This is a genomic window from Stenotrophomonas sp. Sm2128 (assembly GCF_030985535.1).
In the GTDB taxonomy this organism is placed as follows: domain Bacteria; phylum Pseudomonadota; class Gammaproteobacteria; order Xanthomonadales; family Xanthomonadaceae; genus Stenotrophomonas; species Stenotrophomonas maltophilia.
Genome location: NZ_JAPTFQ010000006.1, coordinates 1 through 16,517 on the forward strand (window position 1 = coordinate 1; position 16,517 = coordinate 16,517).

17 protein-coding genes and 1 tRNA gene are annotated in these 16,517 nt (G+C 62.4%); 14 read left to right on the plus strand and 4 right to left on the minus strand.

The features are described 5' to 3' along the window. Positions 1-676 (minus strand): type 4 pilus major pilin (locus O0K41_RS03070; protein WP_308304435.1); only part of this gene is annotated, 676 nt, incomplete at its 3' end. 328 nt (positions 677-1,004) lie between these two features. Here O0K41_RS03070 and O0K41_RS03075 point away from each other — a divergent pair. The 4 genes from O0K41_RS03075 to O0K41_RS03090 all read left to right on the plus strand — a co-directional run bounded on the left by O0K41_RS03075 (position 1,005) and on the right by O0K41_RS03090 (position 3,897). Further along, positions 1,005-1,469, plus strand: a complete 465-nt coding sequence (locus O0K41_RS03075) for a hypothetical protein (protein WP_012480700.1) — start codon at positions 1,005-1,007, stop codon at positions 1,467-1,469. Between the two features lie 114 nt (positions 1,470-1,583). Next, a complete protein-coding gene (locus tag O0K41_RS03080) occupies positions 1,584-2,180 on the plus strand; it encodes a ParA family protein (RefSeq protein WP_012480699.1) in 597 nt (198 codons plus the stop codon). A 35-nt stretch (positions 2,181-2,215) separates the two neighbouring features. Then, entirely contained in the window at positions 2,216-2,785 is a 570-nt protein-coding gene (locus tag O0K41_RS03085) for a hypothetical protein (protein ID WP_230548552.1), read from the plus strand. Positions 2,786-2,856: 71 nt separating this feature from the next. Then, positions 2,857-3,897 carry a hypothetical protein gene (locus tag O0K41_RS03090; protein WP_044570512.1) on the plus strand — a complete coding sequence of 347 codons (1,041 nt, stop codon included), beginning with the start codon at positions 2,857-2,859 and terminating at the stop codon, positions 3,895-3,897. Positions 3,898-3,934: 37 nt separating this feature from the next. Here the strand turns inward: O0K41_RS03090 and O0K41_RS03095 are convergent, their stop codons facing one another. From O0K41_RS03095 to O0K41_RS03105, 3 genes are all read right to left on the minus strand, one after another. Further along, positions 3,935-4,081, minus strand: coding sequence for a hypothetical protein (locus tag O0K41_RS03095; protein ID WP_012480696.1), 147 nt, complete (start codon positions 4,079-4,081; stop codon positions 3,935-3,937). 119 nt (positions 4,082-4,200) lie between these two features. Beyond that, positions 4,201-5,097: an HNH endonuclease gene (locus O0K41_RS03100; RefSeq protein WP_012480695.1), complete on the minus strand. Its 897-nt coding sequence runs from the start codon at positions 5,095-5,097 to the stop codon at positions 4,201-4,203. 5 nt (positions 5,098-5,102) lie between these two features. After that, a complete protein-coding gene (locus O0K41_RS03105) occupies positions 5,103-6,194 on the minus strand; it encodes a hypothetical protein (protein ID WP_012480694.1) in 1,092 nt (363 codons plus the stop codon). A 765-nt stretch (positions 6,195-6,959) separates the two neighbouring features. Between O0K41_RS03105 and O0K41_RS03110 the strand changes: the two genes are divergently transcribed. The 10 genes from O0K41_RS03110 to O0K41_RS03155 all read left to right on the plus strand — a co-directional run bounded on the left by O0K41_RS03110 (position 6,960) and on the right by O0K41_RS03155 (position 16,475). Next, complete coding sequence (locus O0K41_RS03110; protein WP_088430998.1) at positions 6,960-7,361, plus strand: hypothetical protein; 402 nt, start codon at positions 6,960-6,962, stop codon at positions 7,359-7,361. 28 nt (positions 7,362-7,389) lie between these two features. After that, positions 7,390-8,025, plus strand: a complete 636-nt coding sequence (locus O0K41_RS03115) for a hypothetical protein (RefSeq protein WP_006375355.1) — start codon at positions 7,390-7,392, stop codon at positions 8,023-8,025. A 59-nt stretch (positions 8,026-8,084) separates the two neighbouring features. Next, positions 8,085-9,149 (plus strand): hypothetical protein, encoded by a 1,065-nt coding sequence (locus tag O0K41_RS03120; RefSeq protein ID WP_224481862.1) that lies wholly within the window; start codon positions 8,085-8,087, stop codon positions 9,147-9,149. A 65-nt stretch (positions 9,150-9,214) separates the two neighbouring features. Continuing rightward, on the plus strand, positions 9,215-9,547 hold the full coding sequence (locus O0K41_RS03125; RefSeq protein WP_006375352.1) for a hypothetical protein: 333 nt from the start codon (positions 9,215-9,217) through the stop codon (positions 9,545-9,547). Between the two features lie 23 nt (positions 9,548-9,570). Further along, complete coding sequence (locus O0K41_RS03130) at positions 9,571-12,549, plus strand: TraM recognition domain-containing protein (protein ID WP_006375350.1); 2,979 nt, start codon at positions 9,571-9,573, stop codon at positions 12,547-12,549. An 86-nt stretch (positions 12,550-12,635) separates the two neighbouring features. Next, complete coding sequence (locus O0K41_RS03135; protein ID WP_006375347.1) at positions 12,636-13,160, plus strand: hypothetical protein; 525 nt, start codon at positions 12,636-12,638, stop codon at positions 13,158-13,160. A gap of 137 nt (positions 13,161-13,297) precedes the next feature. Continuing rightward, positions 13,298-13,501, plus strand: a complete 204-nt coding sequence (locus tag O0K41_RS03140) for a hypothetical protein (protein ID WP_032971083.1) — start codon at positions 13,298-13,300, stop codon at positions 13,499-13,501. 151 nt (positions 13,502-13,652) lie between these two features. Further along, positions 13,653-13,739, plus strand: a tRNA-Tyr gene (locus O0K41_RS03145). Positions 13,740-13,789: 50 nt separating this feature from the next. After that, a complete protein-coding gene (locus O0K41_RS03150; RefSeq protein ID WP_224481860.1) occupies positions 13,790-14,611 on the plus strand; it encodes an ankyrin repeat domain-containing protein in 822 nt (273 codons plus the stop codon). Beyond that, the gene (locus O0K41_RS03155; protein WP_006375344.1) at positions 14,589-16,475 is read left to right on the plus strand and encodes a helicase HerA-like domain-containing protein; all 1,887 of its coding nucleotides are present in this window, start codon (positions 14,589-14,591) and stop codon (positions 16,473-16,475) included. The genes O0K41_RS03150 and O0K41_RS03155 overlap by 23 nt, the downstream gene beginning before the upstream one ends. Positions 16,476-16,517 lie beyond the last annotated feature (42 nt).

Genomic DNA, 16,517 nt, shown 5'->3' on the forward strand with positions numbered 1-16,517 from the left:
CCACCGGGAATCCCACGGGCGGAGAAACGGGTGGGGTGACCGAGGGCGTGGCGGGAGGGAGCACCAGCGGCGATCCGGTCCATTCGCCCCCCAGCAACCCGCTGTGGTAGACGAAGACCACGCGCGATTTGTCCGCACACGTGCGGCCCAGCAACCCCACGTCGAGCTGGCCGCCGGTGTTTCGAATCACCGACACGTCCGACACCTGCGCGTCCCACACCCCGCCCGCGTTGGCCGCGACCAGGTCCACGCACGCTTGGCGAGGAAGGCCGGCGTAGCTGACGGAGAGCGAATCCCCGAAGCGTTCGACGGTGTAGGGCTGGACGTTCACCGCGCCGCCCCACGCGTTGGTCAAGACGCTTTCCCCGGCGCCGAGCTGGGAATCAGGGGCCAAACCATCGACCACTATGGCCGTGGTGCTCACCCCGCGGAACGTCCCCACCATCCCAAAACTGCTCTCGATACGTCGGGACAACTCACGCAGGTTGCGCGTTTCGCTGGCGAGCTTGGCCTTTGCATCGACCTGCCCGAAGAACAGGAACATCGCGCCCGTGGCGGCGGTCACAACGCCGAGCGCCAGCAAGGCCTCGGTGAGGGTGAAGCCCAGCGCGCTGCGCACGCCCTTGGAAAGGCGGGTGAGGGTGGGCGAACAACGGGGGCGGGTTGTGTGCGTCATGCATTCAGCATGCGATGCACCCGGGATTCCGCAAGCCCCTGTTTTTAGTCAAAAAAAGTTGGATTTTTCATCTTGACATTGCGTGGTGGTCTGGTTGCATGGGTTTAAGGGAGTGGGGCGACCTACTCACGAAAGCGCATCAAACAACCCAAGAGATCGCCGCCATGATTGAAAGCCCCATCCGCACGGCCCGCCCCATTGCGGGCCCTCCTTTCGCTCACATCCCTCCAACGGCTCCCGCGTTCCTGCCCGAAGGCAAGCTTCGCCGGCAAGCCCGCCTGGCCCGCCAGAAACGCCACTTTGAGCGCCAGCTGCGGAAGGAGCTGCAATGGAAATGACCACGGATCGGCTTGCTCAACGGCTTCTGGATGCCATCGAACACCGCAACCCTTGGGCGCTTGAAGAAGCCATCGCGGCTGTCCGCGAGGCACGACTGAAGGCGTGGAGGGGCTTGACGGCTTTCCCGTCCTTGGACCACCCGGTGGGGCCCAACGGAATAACAGCTTTCCACGTCGCTTGCATGGCGTGGCACGTGAACCAGGATGACCCGCACAAGCGGCAGTGCTACGACAAGATGGCCGGAATGCTGGCTGAAGCCGGAGCGGACGTGTTCGCGGAGTTCGGTCCGGCAAAACAACGCTGGACGATCATCGAAGCACTGCATGGCGCTGCGCCGCCGTCTGTCAAAGCATGGATGGCCTCTCAGCCGTTCGATCTGCATTGCTCGCCTTCAAACGTCGCCTACACGCTGCAGTGGGGCTGCCGTCGTCCAACCGTCTCGCTGGAAGAATAGAAGGGAATCCAAGGGCTGAACGGCCCGAAAGGTTTGCAAAAACATGCACTTGCGCAATGGTGGCGTCGGGGTAGATTCCGTAGGAACCCCTATCTACTCACGAAAGGATGCCGTATGCGACTGTGCAACTTCTCACTCAAGGGCGGCGTCGGCCGCACGACGCTGGCCCTGAATCTTGCCGGGTGCTATGCCCGTGACCCCAGCCTGCGTGTGTTGGTCAACGACCGGGACCCCCAAGCCGGAGCCTGTGCGTTTGCCTCACTGTCGGACGAAACACCGTTCAGTGTCGGGCGCTCGCGCTCCCCTGGCTTCGACGTGGAGATCACCGACACTCCACCACGCCTGCCGGACAACGAAGTGATCCCCGAGGCCGATCTCTACCTGGTGCCCACGTTGCTCGATGGGGCCAGCTTTCTCATCTTTCTGCGAACCGTGGATGTTCTTGAAAAGAAGGGAAAGCGTTACCTGCCCATCGCCAATCGGGCCAACGAGAAGCGGGCAGCCCATCGACGCCGCTTGCAGCACCCCAAGATGTCGGGCGCCATCCTCGTGCGGGATCGTGCGTTGTTTGCGGACTGCTACGAGGAGGGAAAGACCGTGTTCGACGCCAACGGCCGCTGGGCCCGGGTGGCCCAGGAGGAGATCCACGTCTTGGCGGTCCGCGTTCGCGATACCTTGGCCGCTGGTGCAGGCCGGAGGGCTGCGGCATGATGGAGTTTCCCTTGGCTTCCCTCCCAGATCTACCCATGGCCACTCGCAAAGCTCCTGCCAAGAAGGCTGCCACGAAGAAGGCCGTCAAGCGCACGTTGGATGACGTCAAGGACGTGACGCATGCCAAGCCCCGCCGGGCCAGCAAAGCGGCAAGCGTTCCGATTGCCCGAATCCCGGAGCACCTGTTGCTGGGGCCGGGCGACTACCCGGAGCGCAAATCCTATTTTGACTATGACGACAGCCAGAAAGCGGGCAGCGTCGGAGGAAAGCGGGTTCACATGGTCATGCCCCGATCGGTCACCCTCCATGACTACCGCCGTCGGGAGGACGGGCTGCGCCACCACCGGGCCATGGTGACCATCCCGCCAAAACTCCGCGAGAACATCGCCAAGCTGTTTGGCTTCGACGATTCGGAAGGCGCCGGCAGTGAAGTCGCGTTGACGACCGCCATGGTGGCGTTGGCCGACTACGCCGCGGCGTCGCTCATCCAGGATAAAACGCTGTTGATCGTGAGCTCGCCGGTGGACGAGCACGCGGAGGACCGCAAGGCAGCCCGAGTGGCGGTGCGGAACTTGGGGATGAGCAAGAACGGGAAGATTTACTGAGCGTGGCACTTTGCCCTCTGACCGCTGATCAAGAAAACGCGATCTGGGCCACGACTTGGCGTGTCCCAAGCATGACGGCACAGCCGTTGACCGGTTGGTTGCTTCACTCGATGGGAATCTGGGCAGACAAGCGCACGCTTTCCGATCGGTTGCTCAAGATTTTTAAGGTCTCCGCCAAGACTTGGGAGGCTGGGATTCCACGCAGGCCTAAGAAGCGTCAGCAGGTCTGCGATGGCCTGGTTGCTTACGCCCGGCAAAGCCATGCTGAGCTGATGCCGGAGTGTGCGGAGCGCCAAGCCCGTGCGATGGAGCGAGGTGCACGCGCTCTGTCCGAACATCCAACGCTCCCCCCGTGTAACTTCTTCCACCACACGCTTGGTATCGCAGGCGGAGATAGGCTGGAAGCACTGGCGGTTGCATTCGACCAGGTTTCCGCCGACGTCCTGCATGGGCGGTTGTCCAGGGACAGTCTGTCAGCGGCGGTGGTCAAAGCGGCAGCAGAAGTGGTTGGACTACCCGCGGGTGTTATGCAGCCGGATAGCCGGCTGGATCCAGGCTTGGATGCGTTGCTTCTGCTGCTGGCTCAGATGGATCACGACCTCACCACTCCTCTGATGGCCAACGCGGGTGAGATCAACAGCTTGGTGGCACTTTTGATTGATGCGCCCAGAAGTGGGGTGAGAAAGCGGGTTCAGCACCGACTGTTGGACATCTATTTTGCCTTGGCTACAGCCGCGGCCGGGCGTGACCTGCCGGAGAGCTTGCCGAAGGTCCGTGAGATTGAGGACGTGCTCATGGGCGGCCCGCCCGAATCCGGTGGCCAGTCCTGGGTGGTGCGTTGGCGCAATGGAACCAAAGCGCTTCGAGAAGAGGACGTGGCATCGGTGATCGCGCACGTCGGACACGTTTCGGGGAAAGACGTGTCATGGACCATGCGACGTCTCTATGTCGCCGCCCAAGTGTGGGGGAGGGTGGAAGAGCAGGGGGCGGAGGCGGTTAAGCTGGCCGGCGAGCGCTACTTCCAGTGGTGGAACGCTCTGTGCAACCAGGGGCGGGTGAAGACCCCATGGGTCCAGCCCTACTGGTCCCAGTTTTCGACAGGCAAAAGATGAAGCGGCTCCCCTCACTTCGAGGCGGAGCCGCCATGGCTCACTTGCCGTTCCGCTTTGCAACCACCGAGGCTGCTTTGGCCTTGAACGCCCGTTGTTGAGGGGAGGGGCTGGGTTGGCGATCCACCGCGCTTTGGATACGTCGCTGGGCAGCATGGGTCATTGGGGTCTTCTTGCTGTTGCTCATCGTGTTGTCCTTCCAAGAGATCGGGGTGAGCGGTCAGCCTAGAAGTGAGAAGCGGGGAAGGTGGTTAGAAATCTTGGGAATTTGATGAGCTCTTGAGACAGCTGGGGCCAGTCCGGCGCTCACATCGGCAGGGGCGTGTTGCTCAACTTGGATGACTCCTGTTCAGTCACCCTCCTTCGCAACGCCTCCTTGGACATCTTGGCTGGGGCGTCCAGCGTGAGCTCCTTTCCGTCCAACGAACGGTAGAACGGATCGTCCACCCCCGCGCTGACGTAAACGACCAGGTCCGGCCCGATGGTCAACAGGCCTGCATCGAACAGCGCGTGGATGTCCTTTCGTAGCAATAGGCCGTTGTTCAGAGCGTTGGTGGAAGCTCCGTTGTAAGGGACGATGTGAGCGGCGTCGATGACGCTGGCCAGGGCGGTCCCGGTGACCATGCACACCGCTCCGTAGTGAGCGACTAGGCGCTTGCGAAACTCAGCCTGGCCCTCTCGGATCACCCGGAGGACCTGCTCCATTCGCTTCCCCTCTGCTGCGGCAGCATCAGGAGCGGGGGGCAGTGGCTTTTCCACCCTTAATCGCCCGCTCTCCTCAAGGACGCCCTGGAGGGCTTGGATCACATCGTGACTGAAAAGCTCTGATGCCGGGCGCAACTGAAGGTCAATCCCGGACCGGTGCCGGATGTGCGCCAACAGAAGTGCGGCGTCCTCCACATACTTGAGTTTCTTTTCGCGCATGCTCCAAAGTTGGTTCAGCTCGCCCAAGCTCAAGATCTTCAGCGCTGACCTAACATCACGGCTGCTCATCCGGAGGTGGCTCAGCCCTTTTTGCAGGTGTTGACGAACCAGGTATTCCTCTAGCTCCGGCGGGTTTCCATCTTCGTTATCGCGAATGGTGAACAGGCTGCTGAAAGGCTTGTTGAATTGCTCCTTCCACTTCTTCTTTCGCCGCTGAGGCTTCGGCGGGCTCCGGTTAGCCTTACCGTCGCTTTCCTTGTCCTGATCTTTTTCGTCCATGTCGGTCAATTGATTGTCTGAGCTTGCCTCAATGGTAAGGGATCCCTGGTGTCCGGGCGCCCTTTCGACTGGCGCTTGCGGGCTTTCAACCACGCCGCTGCCAGATCGTCCACGTCGGCCTGCAGCGCGGCCCGTTCCCCAGGCAGCCATGCCCGCAACGTGCCACTGGCGACCCCAGCGTCCCGTTTCGCTAAACGGCGCCGGGCATTGAGCCACTGTGCCTTGGTTTCCTCCTGACGAGTGGCTTGGCGCTGTGTCCGCATGCGAACCGCGTTGGGCTTGTCGCTGTAAGTCCGGGCATGGTCTTTGCCTTGGCTAGGCCACGGTGTTTCGTGAGCGCCCTGTCGCCGCCGGCGGATCTGGCTCAGGCTTGGATACCGGGCCATCCACCGATTCTCAAACGTTCGATCGGGAGGGGGCGCTTCCCCTTGGGCCAGGGGGATGACCAAGGCGTGGAGGGCGATCAGTTGCCACACCGCCGATTGAAAAACATCCTCGGTTAACCCGAAGGCCACCACGTCGGGATGTTCCAGCCGTTGGCCCTGGTGCATGTTGCGCAAGAGCGCGGCCAAGTCGTTTCGCGTCAGATCGGCACGGTGGGCCAGTGGCCACCCCAGCACCCAGCCGTCCGAATGCCTCTGGACGTGAACGACGAACCGGGGGTGCATCCAGCGCTCTTGGAGCTGGGCAAGGACGCTGGCTGGCTTGGCAAAGCGCCCCACCTCGACCAGGTGGTTGTCGGAGCGCTGCAGGACAAACAGCCGGTCGGCCAGCAGGGCGTCCAGCGGTTCTGGTGGCAGCCGCTGGCTCAACTCGGGCCAGGCCAACAGGTCACGGCTGCCCCGCTCGGTGATGCAGCGCTTGCAAGCCATGCGCAGGTTCTCGGTGTCCCTTGGGCCGGCTAGGCTTGACGGAACGAGCGGTGAGAGCCCCCACGAGTGGCGACGGTCCAAGTCCAAGGGGGCGGTGCAGAAAGCGCACACAGGGCTTTCGGAACGGCGGGCCACGTCCAGCGCCCAGCGTGGGATGGCAGGCGCACGGACGGCATGGAAGGCCAGCACGCGACGGGCAAACGCGTCCAGGTCAGCGGTGTTCATGAGAGCACTCCTGAAACGACAGCAGGCGGATCGTTGATGGCCAATGGCGGTGAATGGAGGCCATGGCGCGCACCCTCGTTTGACTAAAACGAATTGGTGCGAGGGATTTGCGGCTTCCTTCCAGGGGTTCTTTGGCTCCCCACTTGTGATTCGGGAAACGCGCTGTGGGTGTATCCAAGGGCACTGCACACGTTTGACTAAAACCAATGTGATTTGGGTTTCTTGGGGCGGTGCTGCGGGTGGGCGAGGGCAACCTGTCCTGGGGATCCGGGGCAATGCGAAACGGTGGGCTGAAAAACTTTGCACGGGTTCCCGGGGTGGGGCATCGGTGGACGTGAGGGGTGGAAGAGCGGGAGCGTTGCGAGGGCATGGCGTGGGCGGTGGTCCTGTGTGGCGAGGGGGCGTAGACCACCAATAGCGCACCTGGGGCAACACGCAAGGGGCCGCCGAGAAGCAACTGCGAGAGCCCAGCGTGGGTGGAAGCAGTGTCGGCAGGGGCAGAGAAGCAGGAGCCCGGACGGTTCCCCAGAGTCGTCATACACATGACGCACTGAAGTGGGAGTGCGTTTTTCGCCCAAGAATCGGCGTCACGTCTGCCGAAATCCCAATCCAATCAAGGCCTGACCGTGTCTCCAGCGAATGGAGACAGTGTCGGTGCTTGTTAGCTCGTTTGGCCTTTGTTTTTCAGGCTCCTGCGGTGGGGCCTTGCCAACTCCGAGATTCGCGGTATCGGTGGAGTAATCCCGAAACGGAGTTACTCAACCAATGGCGTTCGTTCGTCACAACGTAAACCTCGACCGCGGGCAACTGAAACTTGCTCAGCGGCTTGCTCGTGAATCGGGCAGTGGGTTCAGCGCTTACATGCGAGAGGCGCTGGAGCGACACAACACCGCCACGTCCGTGGTGAGCGTGCTGGAGAACGCCAACGCTCAGCTGGAGCGCCTCATTGACGATCTGCGGGAAGAGAACGCGCTGTTCCGGAGTGCGCTCCAAGAAGACCTGCGGCGGTTGCGAGACGAAACGAAGGCGGAGCAGGACAGCGCCATTCAGCGCTACGAAAAAGCGCTTCGCAAGGTCGTGACGGCGGCCCTCTCGCAACCCTCTCCAAAAGGTTCTGGTGCGGCCAAGGTGCCCGCAACCGGACCCATGACTGCTCCACGCACCTAATTTTCCCCCACAGCAGGAGATCCATCCCATGAAACGTTTTTCCGTTCCTCTCACTCTCTGCCTGGCGGCGTTCTTGCCGCTTCAGGTTTCCGCCCAAGCCGCCCCTGATGCGGTCCATGCCGCGGAGGACGATGGCAAGCCCAATGCCGACAAGAAGCGTCTGTTCAAAGCCGGTGGCATCGGCTGCGTGGCCGGCGGAGCCATCGCCTTGCTCACGGGCAAGAAAGACAAGGCCCTGGGCGCTTGCGCCGCCGGTGCTGCAGTGGGGGCTTCGGCGTCCTACGTGAAGCAGCAGCGGGAGCACGCCGAGCAGGCCGCCGACGCCGCCCGTGCGGCTGGCATGAAGGCCGAAGTGGTCACCAAGACCGAAACCGTGGATGGCAAGCAGGAAGCCGTCCTGGATTCGTTGCGCTTGAACTACAACCCCACCGACATGAAGCGGTTGGACAGCGAAACTCGGGCCTTCCTCGACAAGTTCGCGGGTCTGTTGAACAAGTCCAGCAACGGGTTGACGGTGGTGTTCAAAGGCGCCGACAAGGCCGCCTGCCAGGTGCCCATCGTTGAGCTGGCCAAGCGTGGCGCGCTGTCCAAGGTCACGGTGGACGACCGCTGCGGCAGCGGTGAGCCCGTGATCGTCGTTACCCCGGTGCCTGACGTCCGGTGATCTCAGTGCCCGGGTGTCGATCGATGCTCGGGCTTCCTTCCCCCTTCCGAGGAGCCCACATGACCCCAGAAGAAAAGAACCAAAGAATCCTTCAGCGCAAGCGCAAGGAACTGCTTGAGCGTGCCAAGGCAACCCCAACCGCTTCGCCCACGCAGGAAGAGCGGCTGGTTTCCGATGGCGTGAAAGAAAACCTGAAAGCTGCCGGTCACTGGGCCGGGGTGATCAGCAAGCGCACTGCCGAGTTGACCCAGAAGGGCTTTGTTGCCGCTGCAGAGAAGGCGAAGCAAGCCAAGGCGCAACTGGACGCAAAGCGCACCCGAGAAGCCCAGGAACATCGTGGTGTCGAAGAGAAGCCTCAAGACGCTCCGCTCACCGTGGAGCAGGAAATGTTGGTCAGGCAACTGACGTCCGATGCAGCTGCACCGGTTCTCGTAGGAGCGGGTGATAAGGGAATGTGCACCGTTTGGGAACTGGTTGATGAATTTGGAGAGCCTGGCGCACAGGTTGCAGATGGATTGGGTGGCCCATCGGTGGACGCCAAGGCGTTGAGCAATGAAGATACGGCAGCCTTGGTCAATCTGTCTCAGCAGGACGCAGTGGAAGTCCTGTCCGTTCCCGCGGTGCTTGAAGGGTCCAACCGGCCCCCGGAGGCCGCGTCACCAGAGCAGCCAGTAACTCCAATCCAACCCAGCCCCCGCTCTCGTTTGCCTTGGGTCTTGGCCGGTGTGGTGGCGGTGGTATTGGCCGCGGGGGCGATCTACTTCTTGCTTGGGAAGAACAACCAGGTGCCTCCGAGCACACCGCCTCCCTTGATGCCGGTTGCCACTCCAGCCGTTCCCGAGCAGCTGCCCAAGGTGGTGGAGGACCCCGTGGTCCCGCCCGTTCCAGCAGTGCTTCCAGAGCAGGCCGAGCCAGAACCTGCGATCGAGAAGCCAGAGCCGGTCGACGCTCCCCCGGTAACGACGACAGCGCTGATTGCGTCCCAGCCCAAGCCTTCGCCGAAACGTGCGACCGCCCCATTGCCGAGGACGGCCCCCGCACCCGCCGCCGAGCCAAGGAATGACTGGCAGCAAAAAGCCAACGCAGACCTGGACGCTTGGGCGAAGAAGTCGGGGATCGACTGATCCCCCTTGCGCATCCGCGGATTCGATCTAGAAAGAAGTGACCTACTCACGAATAAGGGGGCGACATGTTCAAGTGGCTGTTCACGCAATACCGGGAACCCGGAAAACTTCACTTCGGCTCAAAGTGGCTGAACCTGCACGGGCGCTTGTTCCTCGGCAGCCCTGAATCGTTTGGCATGGGCCACCTGAGCGAAGGCGTCCGCCGCACTTTCTACTACTTGCGCGCCGATCGCAGGCCTCCGGTCAGAGACGACGCCGCGTATGAGGCGTGGACCAAGGATCGGCTCTACGCGAGCAAGGTTGAGCAGGTCGCAGAGCGCTGGGTGGCCAAGGCGGGCTTCCTGGCGTGCGCGCCGCTTTGCTTGGTGCTTGCCGTCTTGGCGCATTGGCTTCGTTGATTTGACAGGGGAGGGAAACAGAGATGGAAGCAATCAGTTTGTTCAACGTGCTTGACTGGACGAGTGGCTTGGGCCGCAAGTTCCGACGGAAGAGCGGCGAGCCTTCGGGCGTGAAAGAAGAAATCATCGTCCAGTCCCACGAGGAGTATGAAAACCTCGTGGGTCGCTTTGACGTGACCGATCGCGTTCGCAGCCGAGAGCTCGATGTGCCGGAGGCTGATCGGGATTTCGCGAAGGAATGCGGCGCGGTCTGGGACGAGAACGCCCAGGTGTTCAAGGTGCCCGAAGGACGCAGCGAGGACGAGTTCCAGGAGTGGTGGCCGAAGGTTCCGGAGGATTTGCGTGACACCCAATCGCGGATCATCACGACGAAGCGTGGGCGGCGTGCCGAGGGCTTCTTGCAGGGCAACGACATGGGGCAGGGCGGCGACAGCCTGGCCACTCCCTTGATGTATCTGGCCTTCCCCGTGATCGGCGTTCTGGCAACCTTCCTGGTGAGCCTCATCGGTTGGGCCGGCTGGGCCGCTCTGCTGCTGACCATTCCATACTTCATCGCCCTCAAGCAAGGCGAGGGCATGAAGGAGGCCCTGAAAGCCCTGGTGCTGCTGCAATGGGTTCCGATGGCGCTTCAGTTCATGGTCGGCGACAGCAAGGGCGGCACCGAGGTGGCAATGCAAGCCGGCGGCATGGCTGTGTATGCCCAGATGGCCAAGACCTACCTGTGGTGGGCCTTTGGCTTGGTCGGCGTCCTGTTTGTGGTTTGCTTTGTGGCGGCGGCCTCGCACCCGCACCGGGGCGTCATTGGCGGGACAGCCGCGCGCTTCATTCAAGCGATGCAGTGGGTGGGCCTCATCTTTGCCGCCTTGGTTGTCGCCAAGGTCCTGCCGTTTGGCTTGGGCGAGGCGGCACCTTACGTGTTGGCCTGCATGTATGCGATGCAATACGCCGAAGGCAACTTTGTCCAAAACGCCGCCCGGCTCTACCTGCAGAACAACGACAACAACCTGGCCACCCAAGGGGCGTTGATCAACTCACACGTCAAGGCACGTGAACAGCAAGCCGAGGCGGCCCTGCGGGACAAGACCCCGCTGATCACCATCGGGCGCGCCACGGGGCATCTGTCCGACAAAGGTTATGGCTACTCGCCCGACTTGGGCACCGTGATGATGTTCTCATGGCGCGATTGCCAGCAGGGCCTGCTCGTGTTCGGGGCCATCGGTTCGGGCAAATCCTATGCCGCGTTGCGACCCATCGCTCGTCGGTTCCGTAAAGCCGCCTTGGCAATGGCGTGTGTGGCGTCGGAACAAGGCGATGTAAGGGAGCGTTTGACGCGGCAGAAGCTGGCCGGCGGTGCTCTCATTGCCGACGGTAAAGACGGAGCAATCATCGCGGATCTGGAAGGATTGTTCGACATCGTCGTCAAGCCAGGAATGCGCGTGGGGCCCTATGAAGGGTTGGCGCCGGATCAGATCGTGCGGGCATTGCGCGGCGCATCCGGTGGGCGCGTGGACGAGAAATCCAAGCTTTGGACGGATGGTGGCGATGCGTTTCTCTACCACACGGGCATCATCCTTCGTGCGCTCGTGGATCACGAGATGGCTTACAGGTCCTGGTGCTCGGCCAAGCTGGAAGGGTTGGAGCGTGCACAGATGAACGCGGAGCTTGAGCTGGTCAAACAGCGAAAGCTGGGCGAGGACGTGGCCGAGACTGAGGCGTTGATCGAGCGGATCGCCGAGCAGATCGCCATCCATCGAATCCCGGTGAGCGACGACAGGCAATGGCATTACACGCCATTCCACCACATCAAGTTGTTGTCCATTGTGGAACGCGTGATTCCCGCCAGCCCCGCGCCTCGTGCCAATGCAAAGCTGATGGAGGTGGTGAAATACTTGGGCCTGGAAGAGGCGGACACGAGCCATGAAGAAGAGGGGCGGCTGGCCTATGCGGCTTACCTGCAGCAGCACCGCCTTCGTCAGGACAACGCTCCCGAAACCATCCATCCAGACCTCTTCCGTCCCATGTCTCAGCTGCAGAGCTCGCTGGAATGGGCGTTCCAGGAGATTCCCGCGATGCATCCGGAACAGAGACAATCGTTCACGCTCAACTCACGAGGGCTGCTGGAGAAGCTCTTGCGGGGCGAAAAGCTGCGGGACAGCAAGACGGACATGCCTTGGCATTCGATTGAGACGGGCGAGGTGGACGTGTCCGACGCACTCTATGGAGCCATGGTAGGCCTCTTCTTGCCCCCCACCCAATTCGGTGAAGCGGGTGAAATGATGATGCGCCTGCTCAAACAGCGGGTCATGAACGGAATCAAGGCGCGTGGTGCATTCGGCGACAAGTGGCGCGAAGCGTTGCCTGGGCAAACCGAGGTGATGTTGATGATGGACGAGGCCCACCTGTTGTTGACGGCCGATGACATCAACCTGTTCTCCGTTTCGCGCTCGCTGGGGTTGATGCCCGTGCTTGCAACGCAAGGGTTTGAAAGCTTGGTCAACGCCTTTGGATCAGTCAACGAGGCGGAGCTGATGGCCAACACGATGCAATCGGTGATCGCGCTGAAGTGCTCGCACAACACCCACGAATACCTGGAAAAGCGGTTCGGACAGGCAACGTTGACCACGTTCAAACAGCGCACCCGGGGCATCGACTACCAAGGCGGCATGAACAATTGGCGCCACTCCGTGCTCAACGACCCGGATCATGCCTACGCGTCCGCCTACGACAAGATGCGAATGGAAGGGGCCGGGCGGTTGACGGCTTCGCGCATCGACGCCGTGACGGGTCGCCGCTGGCGGATTGGATCGGAGGACACGCTGGGCCAAGACGAGATCGCGCGCGACATCGACATGCCCACCGGGGGCAAGCGCGAGGTGCAGCCGCTCTTCCTGCAGGAAGAATACTCCGCTCTTCTTGAGCCCCGCGGTCACGCCATCGTGGCGCTGAGCCGTGCCGGCATCAAGCGCTTCGACCTGGCGGAGCTGCTGCCCGACGCGGATTGATGCGGATAGGCGAGGGGGTTTGCCCCCTTGCCAAACCTGCGGATTGATCAACGATGAGCCTATTCACCCCAGCGGAGGAAACAAACATGAGCAACACCCTCTCCCAACCCATCGAAGAAATGACCGAGCTGCGAGCACTCCAGGCGCAGCGCAACGAGCGGCTTCTGGTCGATCGCCCACCGCCCCAGAAGGACAGCGCGGCCCGGGCCGACTTCGAGCAGAACGTGGCCCAAGACCAAGACGCCATCGAGCAACGCCGACAGCGCGTTCTGGATTGGGCAGAGAAGGCCTCGCCCGATCAGATCGCCGCGCTCCAGGCAAAGATCCAGGAGGCCGACAAAGCCGTTCGTGATGCAAAGCCGGACGACAAGCACGAGCAGGTGGTTCATGCGACCGTTGCGCAGTGGCGGCAGCAACGCGGGGCCCAGCGGGAGGAGACCCCTCCCATGTTGACCCGTGAGCAGCGGATGGAGAACGGACCTGGGCGCCTGGGATACGCCGATTACGCCCGCAGTTCGTTGAAGGAGGCGGCTTTCATGAAGGACTACGCTGCCAATTACGATTGGGAGAAGCACCAGAAGCAGGCCCAACCGAACGTCTTCCGACAGTAATTTTTCATCGATGTTCAAATCTGCCCGGTTCTGCGCAGAATCGGGCATTTTTGCGTCTTGACGTCCAGTTTGATGGTGCTTTACTGGTTTTGTAAAGAGTAGGTAGACCTACTCATAAAGCCAAAAGGAGAGCCACCATGTCCACGTTGTTCAATGCCCTCAAAGACTTCGCTTTCGAAAACGCGGTTCCACTGCTGACCAGCTTGTTCCTGCTGACCGCGGCCTTCGCAGCGGCTGTTCTCGTCTACCCCCCGGCCGTTCCGGTTCTGCTCAAAGTGGTGGCCATGGCGGTGGCGGGCTTTGTGACCATCGGGGTAGTGGTCCAGACTTCCTTCCGGTGAGCAGCCGGCGCTGGCTCAAGCTGCGTGCAAGGTGCAGGAAGCGTTGGCGCCGGTTTGACTGGGATGGGTTTGATTTCTGGTTCTACCCCGCGCTGATTTTCTACATGTTGGGTTGGATCGTCTTTGGCCCACCCGACAGCGTTTAGCGTTCGGGTCAGTAGTCCGGTAACGAAGCCGGGGCAGTCTGTAAAACTGCTGGTTCACTCCCCTGCAGGTTCAAGTCCTGCCTGACCCACCATTTCTGCGTGTTGGCTTGACGGCCAGCGATTCAACGCTACAACCATGGGGATGGACACCCAAGAATCCCTGTTGCGCCTCTTGCGTCCCCTGGGCCTCCAGCGAGCGGAGGCCTTGACGGGCGCGCTCGCGCGCGAAGCCGATGCGTCCAAAGGCCTTCACGATTCGCAAGTGTTGGCGCGTGCCCACGCCCTGAGCGTTGCCCCTGTCGAGGGTCGGTTGGGCGATCTGGTCTGGCAGGTCCGCCAGCGGAAGCACGATGATGTGCCCCAAGTGGACCTGCGCTGGGGCTTGCATAGGCTTGGGTTCGACGCGCCCACGCGGGCGTCCACCCAGAACCTGGTGCGTGCTTACGAGAGGCGCTTGGCAGACCGTGACGAGCCGATGGTTTACAGCACCTTGGCAGAGAGGGTGGCTGGGTTGTCCATGGCAGAGCACGTCTCGCTCTTCCAAGGCATGGCGATGGCGGTGGAGGAAGCGCGGGCACGGCAGTCCGATGCAAACCGGTTGCGGGAGAACGCACCATGGCAGGGCTGGCTCGTGGGGGCGTCCCGGGCGGGCCACGAAGCAGCACTGCTGGCCTGCATCGGCATGGGCGCGGACGCCCGGCTGCCCGATGCCAGCGGCAACACGCCACTGCATCATGCGGCCCGGTTTGGTCGCGCCTTGCTGGTCACCCCGCTGGTCCAAGCCGGTGCTGATGTGGCGGCCCTCAACGGCCACGGGTGGGCACCGCTCCACCTTGCCGCCCTTCACAAGCACGCCCGGGCCTGCCTCCACTTGATGGCCCACGGCGCCAATCCTGAGCAGCCAGGGTGGCGAGGGCGGACCCCAACGCGCATGCACCGACATGAGCAAACCCAAGCCCTTTGACGCGCTGGGTGACGTGCCCGGCAGCGTTGCGCCTTCCCAGCCGGTCCGATACTGGCACCGCGCCGTTCTTGCCGGTGCATTCGTTTTTGGCTTGGCCTACGTGGGGAGCATGGGCGTTGCCTGGCTCTTGCCGAATCCCGATGGCTCGCTCATCCGCTTCGCCGATGCTTTGAAAGGTGGTCTGGTGACCGCTTTTCACTTCCTGACCGCTGGCATCTCGGCACGTGCTCCGGCACGGGAGTTCATCGAACTGGTGTCCTACCACCACCCAGTGGCGACATGGTCCCGGATCGGGGTGTCGCTTCTGCTGGCGGCGGGCCTCGGTCTGCGGGTGTTCCTCAAGGCGACCGAGCCGGTGAGCAACACCTGGCACCTGTCCGGACCGCGGTTGCTGGAAGGAAAAGAGGCCGTGGACGAAGCCCGGCACCGCTTGATGACACCCAAGGAAGCCGAGGCGGATCCCTTCGCCCTGTCCCTCCACCCCGATCTGTTGCTGTCTAAAAAGCATTGGGCGCGCCACGTCCTGATCACCGGCTCGGTGGGTTCGGGCAAGAGCGTCATCCTCAAGCACATCCTGGAACAACTGACGCGAAAGAGGGACGCAAAGCTGTTCCTTTACGACATCAAGGGTGATTTCACGTCGATTTTCAAAAGGCCCATCATCGTGTCGCCCTTCGATGCGCGCTCCCACGTGTGGGACGTCGCCGCCGACGTGCGGACCCCGACCCAAGCGGCGGCGTTCGCTGCCTCGATCATCCCGGAGGGCGACGGCAACGCAAAGTTCTGGAGCATGGCCGCCCAGGACTTGTTAATTGGGTGCGTGCGCGAGCTCCAAAACACCCGGCCTGGCCAGTGGGGGTGGCGCGATCTGGCGGCCGTGGTGCGCCGTCCGGCCGCGGAGATGGCCGCAGGCATGCGCCCGCATTACCCCCGCGGCGCCGCACTGGTGCGTGACCCGGAAAGCCAGACCACGTCCAGCGTGCTGTCTTCCTTGGGGGGCTTCACCCGCCTTATCGACGATCTGGCCATCGCATGGCCCAAGGTTGGCAAGCGCCGTTTCTCGATGACCGAGTGGATACGGGACGACTACAACGGGCGCAAGCAGGTCATCGTTCAATCCGGACCGGACCCAACCCTGACGAAGGCCTACATCGCCGCCATGATCAACGTGGCCGTGCCGGATCTCATTGGGCCAGGCTTGCCGGACAACGAGGGCGGGCGTGGGCTCTACTTCGTGTTCGACGAGCTGACCAGCGCCGGGCGCTTGAACATCGATCCCTTGCTGGCGTTGGGACGCAGCAAAGGAGTGGTGGCCATCATGGCGGTCCAGGATCACTCCCAGATTGAGTTGGTCTATGGGGACAAGACCGCCCAGGCCTTCTCGTCGCTGGTGGGGACCCACGTGGTGTGCCAAGTGCAAATGGGGGCGACCCGGGACAAGCTGGCCAGCCAGCTCGGCAAGCGAAAAATCGCCTGGCGTGGGCACGAGGACAAAGCCCAAGTCCACGAAGAAAGCCGCGCGTTGGTTTCCAGCGGTGAGCTCACCGATCGGCTGGGTTTCCGAAAAGGCAAGCGCTACGGTCCCGAGACGTGGGGCATCGAGGCGATCGTGCAGATGGGTGGGGACGTGCTGTTGCTGACATGGCCCGGGAAGAGCCACCCAACGGTTCGCGAGGGGCAGGTGGCCGCTGCGTGGACCACCAAGCCAGCTGGCCCGGTGGTCGAGGGTGAAGGGCCATCACCGGCCGCGTCCCCTGCAAGCGCTGGCGCGTCCGCCTTCCCAACCACCGCCGAAGGCATCGATGCGGTGCAGCGGGTATTGACCATGACACCGGAGGAAATCGACGCGCTTTTCCAGCGGTGAGCGGCCTTGCCAACTCTCCGTTTTCTGGGACCTTGGAACAGT

What these genes read in the sequence shown, in the direction of transcription:
- O0K41_RS03075 (WP_012480700.1), top strand. Translation starts at nt 1,005, where the DNA reads ATGGAAATGACCACGGATCGGCTTGCTCAACGGCTTCTGGATGCCATC.
- O0K41_RS03080 (WP_012480699.1), top strand. Translation starts at nt 1,584, where the DNA reads ATGCGACTGTGCAACTTCTCACTCAAGGGCGGCGTCGGCCGCACGACG.
- O0K41_RS03085 (WP_230548552.1), top strand. Translation starts at nt 2,216, where the DNA reads ATGGCCACTCGCAAAGCTCCTGCCAAGAAGGCTGCCACGAAGAAGGCC.
- O0K41_RS03090 (WP_044570512.1), top strand. Translation starts at nt 2,857, where the DNA reads ATGACGGCACAGCCGTTGACCGGTTGGTTGCTTCACTCGATGGGAATC.
- O0K41_RS03095 (WP_012480696.1), bottom strand. Translation starts at nt 4,081, where the DNA reads ATGAGCAACAGCAAGAAGACCCCAATGACCCATGCTGCCCAGCGACGT.
- O0K41_RS03100 (WP_012480695.1), bottom strand. Translation starts at nt 5,097, where the DNA reads ATGGACGAAAAAGATCAGGACAAGGAAAGCGACGGTAAGGCTAACCGG.
- O0K41_RS03105 (WP_012480694.1), bottom strand. Translation starts at nt 6,194, where the DNA reads ATGAACACCGCTGACCTGGACGCGTTTGCCCGTCGCGTGCTGGCCTTC.
- O0K41_RS03110 (WP_088430998.1), top strand. Translation starts at nt 6,960, where the DNA reads ATGGCGTTCGTTCGTCACAACGTAAACCTCGACCGCGGGCAACTGAAA.
- O0K41_RS03115 (WP_006375355.1), top strand. Translation starts at nt 7,390, where the DNA reads ATGAAACGTTTTTCCGTTCCTCTCACTCTCTGCCTGGCGGCGTTCTTG.
- O0K41_RS03120 (WP_224481862.1), top strand. Translation starts at nt 8,085, where the DNA reads ATGACCCCAGAAGAAAAGAACCAAAGAATCCTTCAGCGCAAGCGCAAG.
- O0K41_RS03125 (WP_006375352.1), top strand. Translation starts at nt 9,215, where the DNA reads ATGTTCAAGTGGCTGTTCACGCAATACCGGGAACCCGGAAAACTTCAC.
- O0K41_RS03130 (WP_006375350.1), top strand. Translation starts at nt 9,571, where the DNA reads ATGGAAGCAATCAGTTTGTTCAACGTGCTTGACTGGACGAGTGGCTTG.
- O0K41_RS03135 (WP_006375347.1), top strand. Translation starts at nt 12,636, where the DNA reads ATGAGCAACACCCTCTCCCAACCCATCGAAGAAATGACCGAGCTGCGA.
- O0K41_RS03140 (WP_032971083.1), top strand. Translation starts at nt 13,298, where the DNA reads ATGTCCACGTTGTTCAATGCCCTCAAAGACTTCGCTTTCGAAAACGCG.
- O0K41_RS03150 (WP_224481860.1), top strand. Translation starts at nt 13,790, where the DNA reads ATGGACACCCAAGAATCCCTGTTGCGCCTCTTGCGTCCCCTGGGCCTC.
- O0K41_RS03155 (WP_006375344.1), top strand. Translation starts at nt 14,589, where the DNA reads ATGAGCAAACCCAAGCCCTTTGACGCGCTGGGTGACGTGCCCGGCAGC.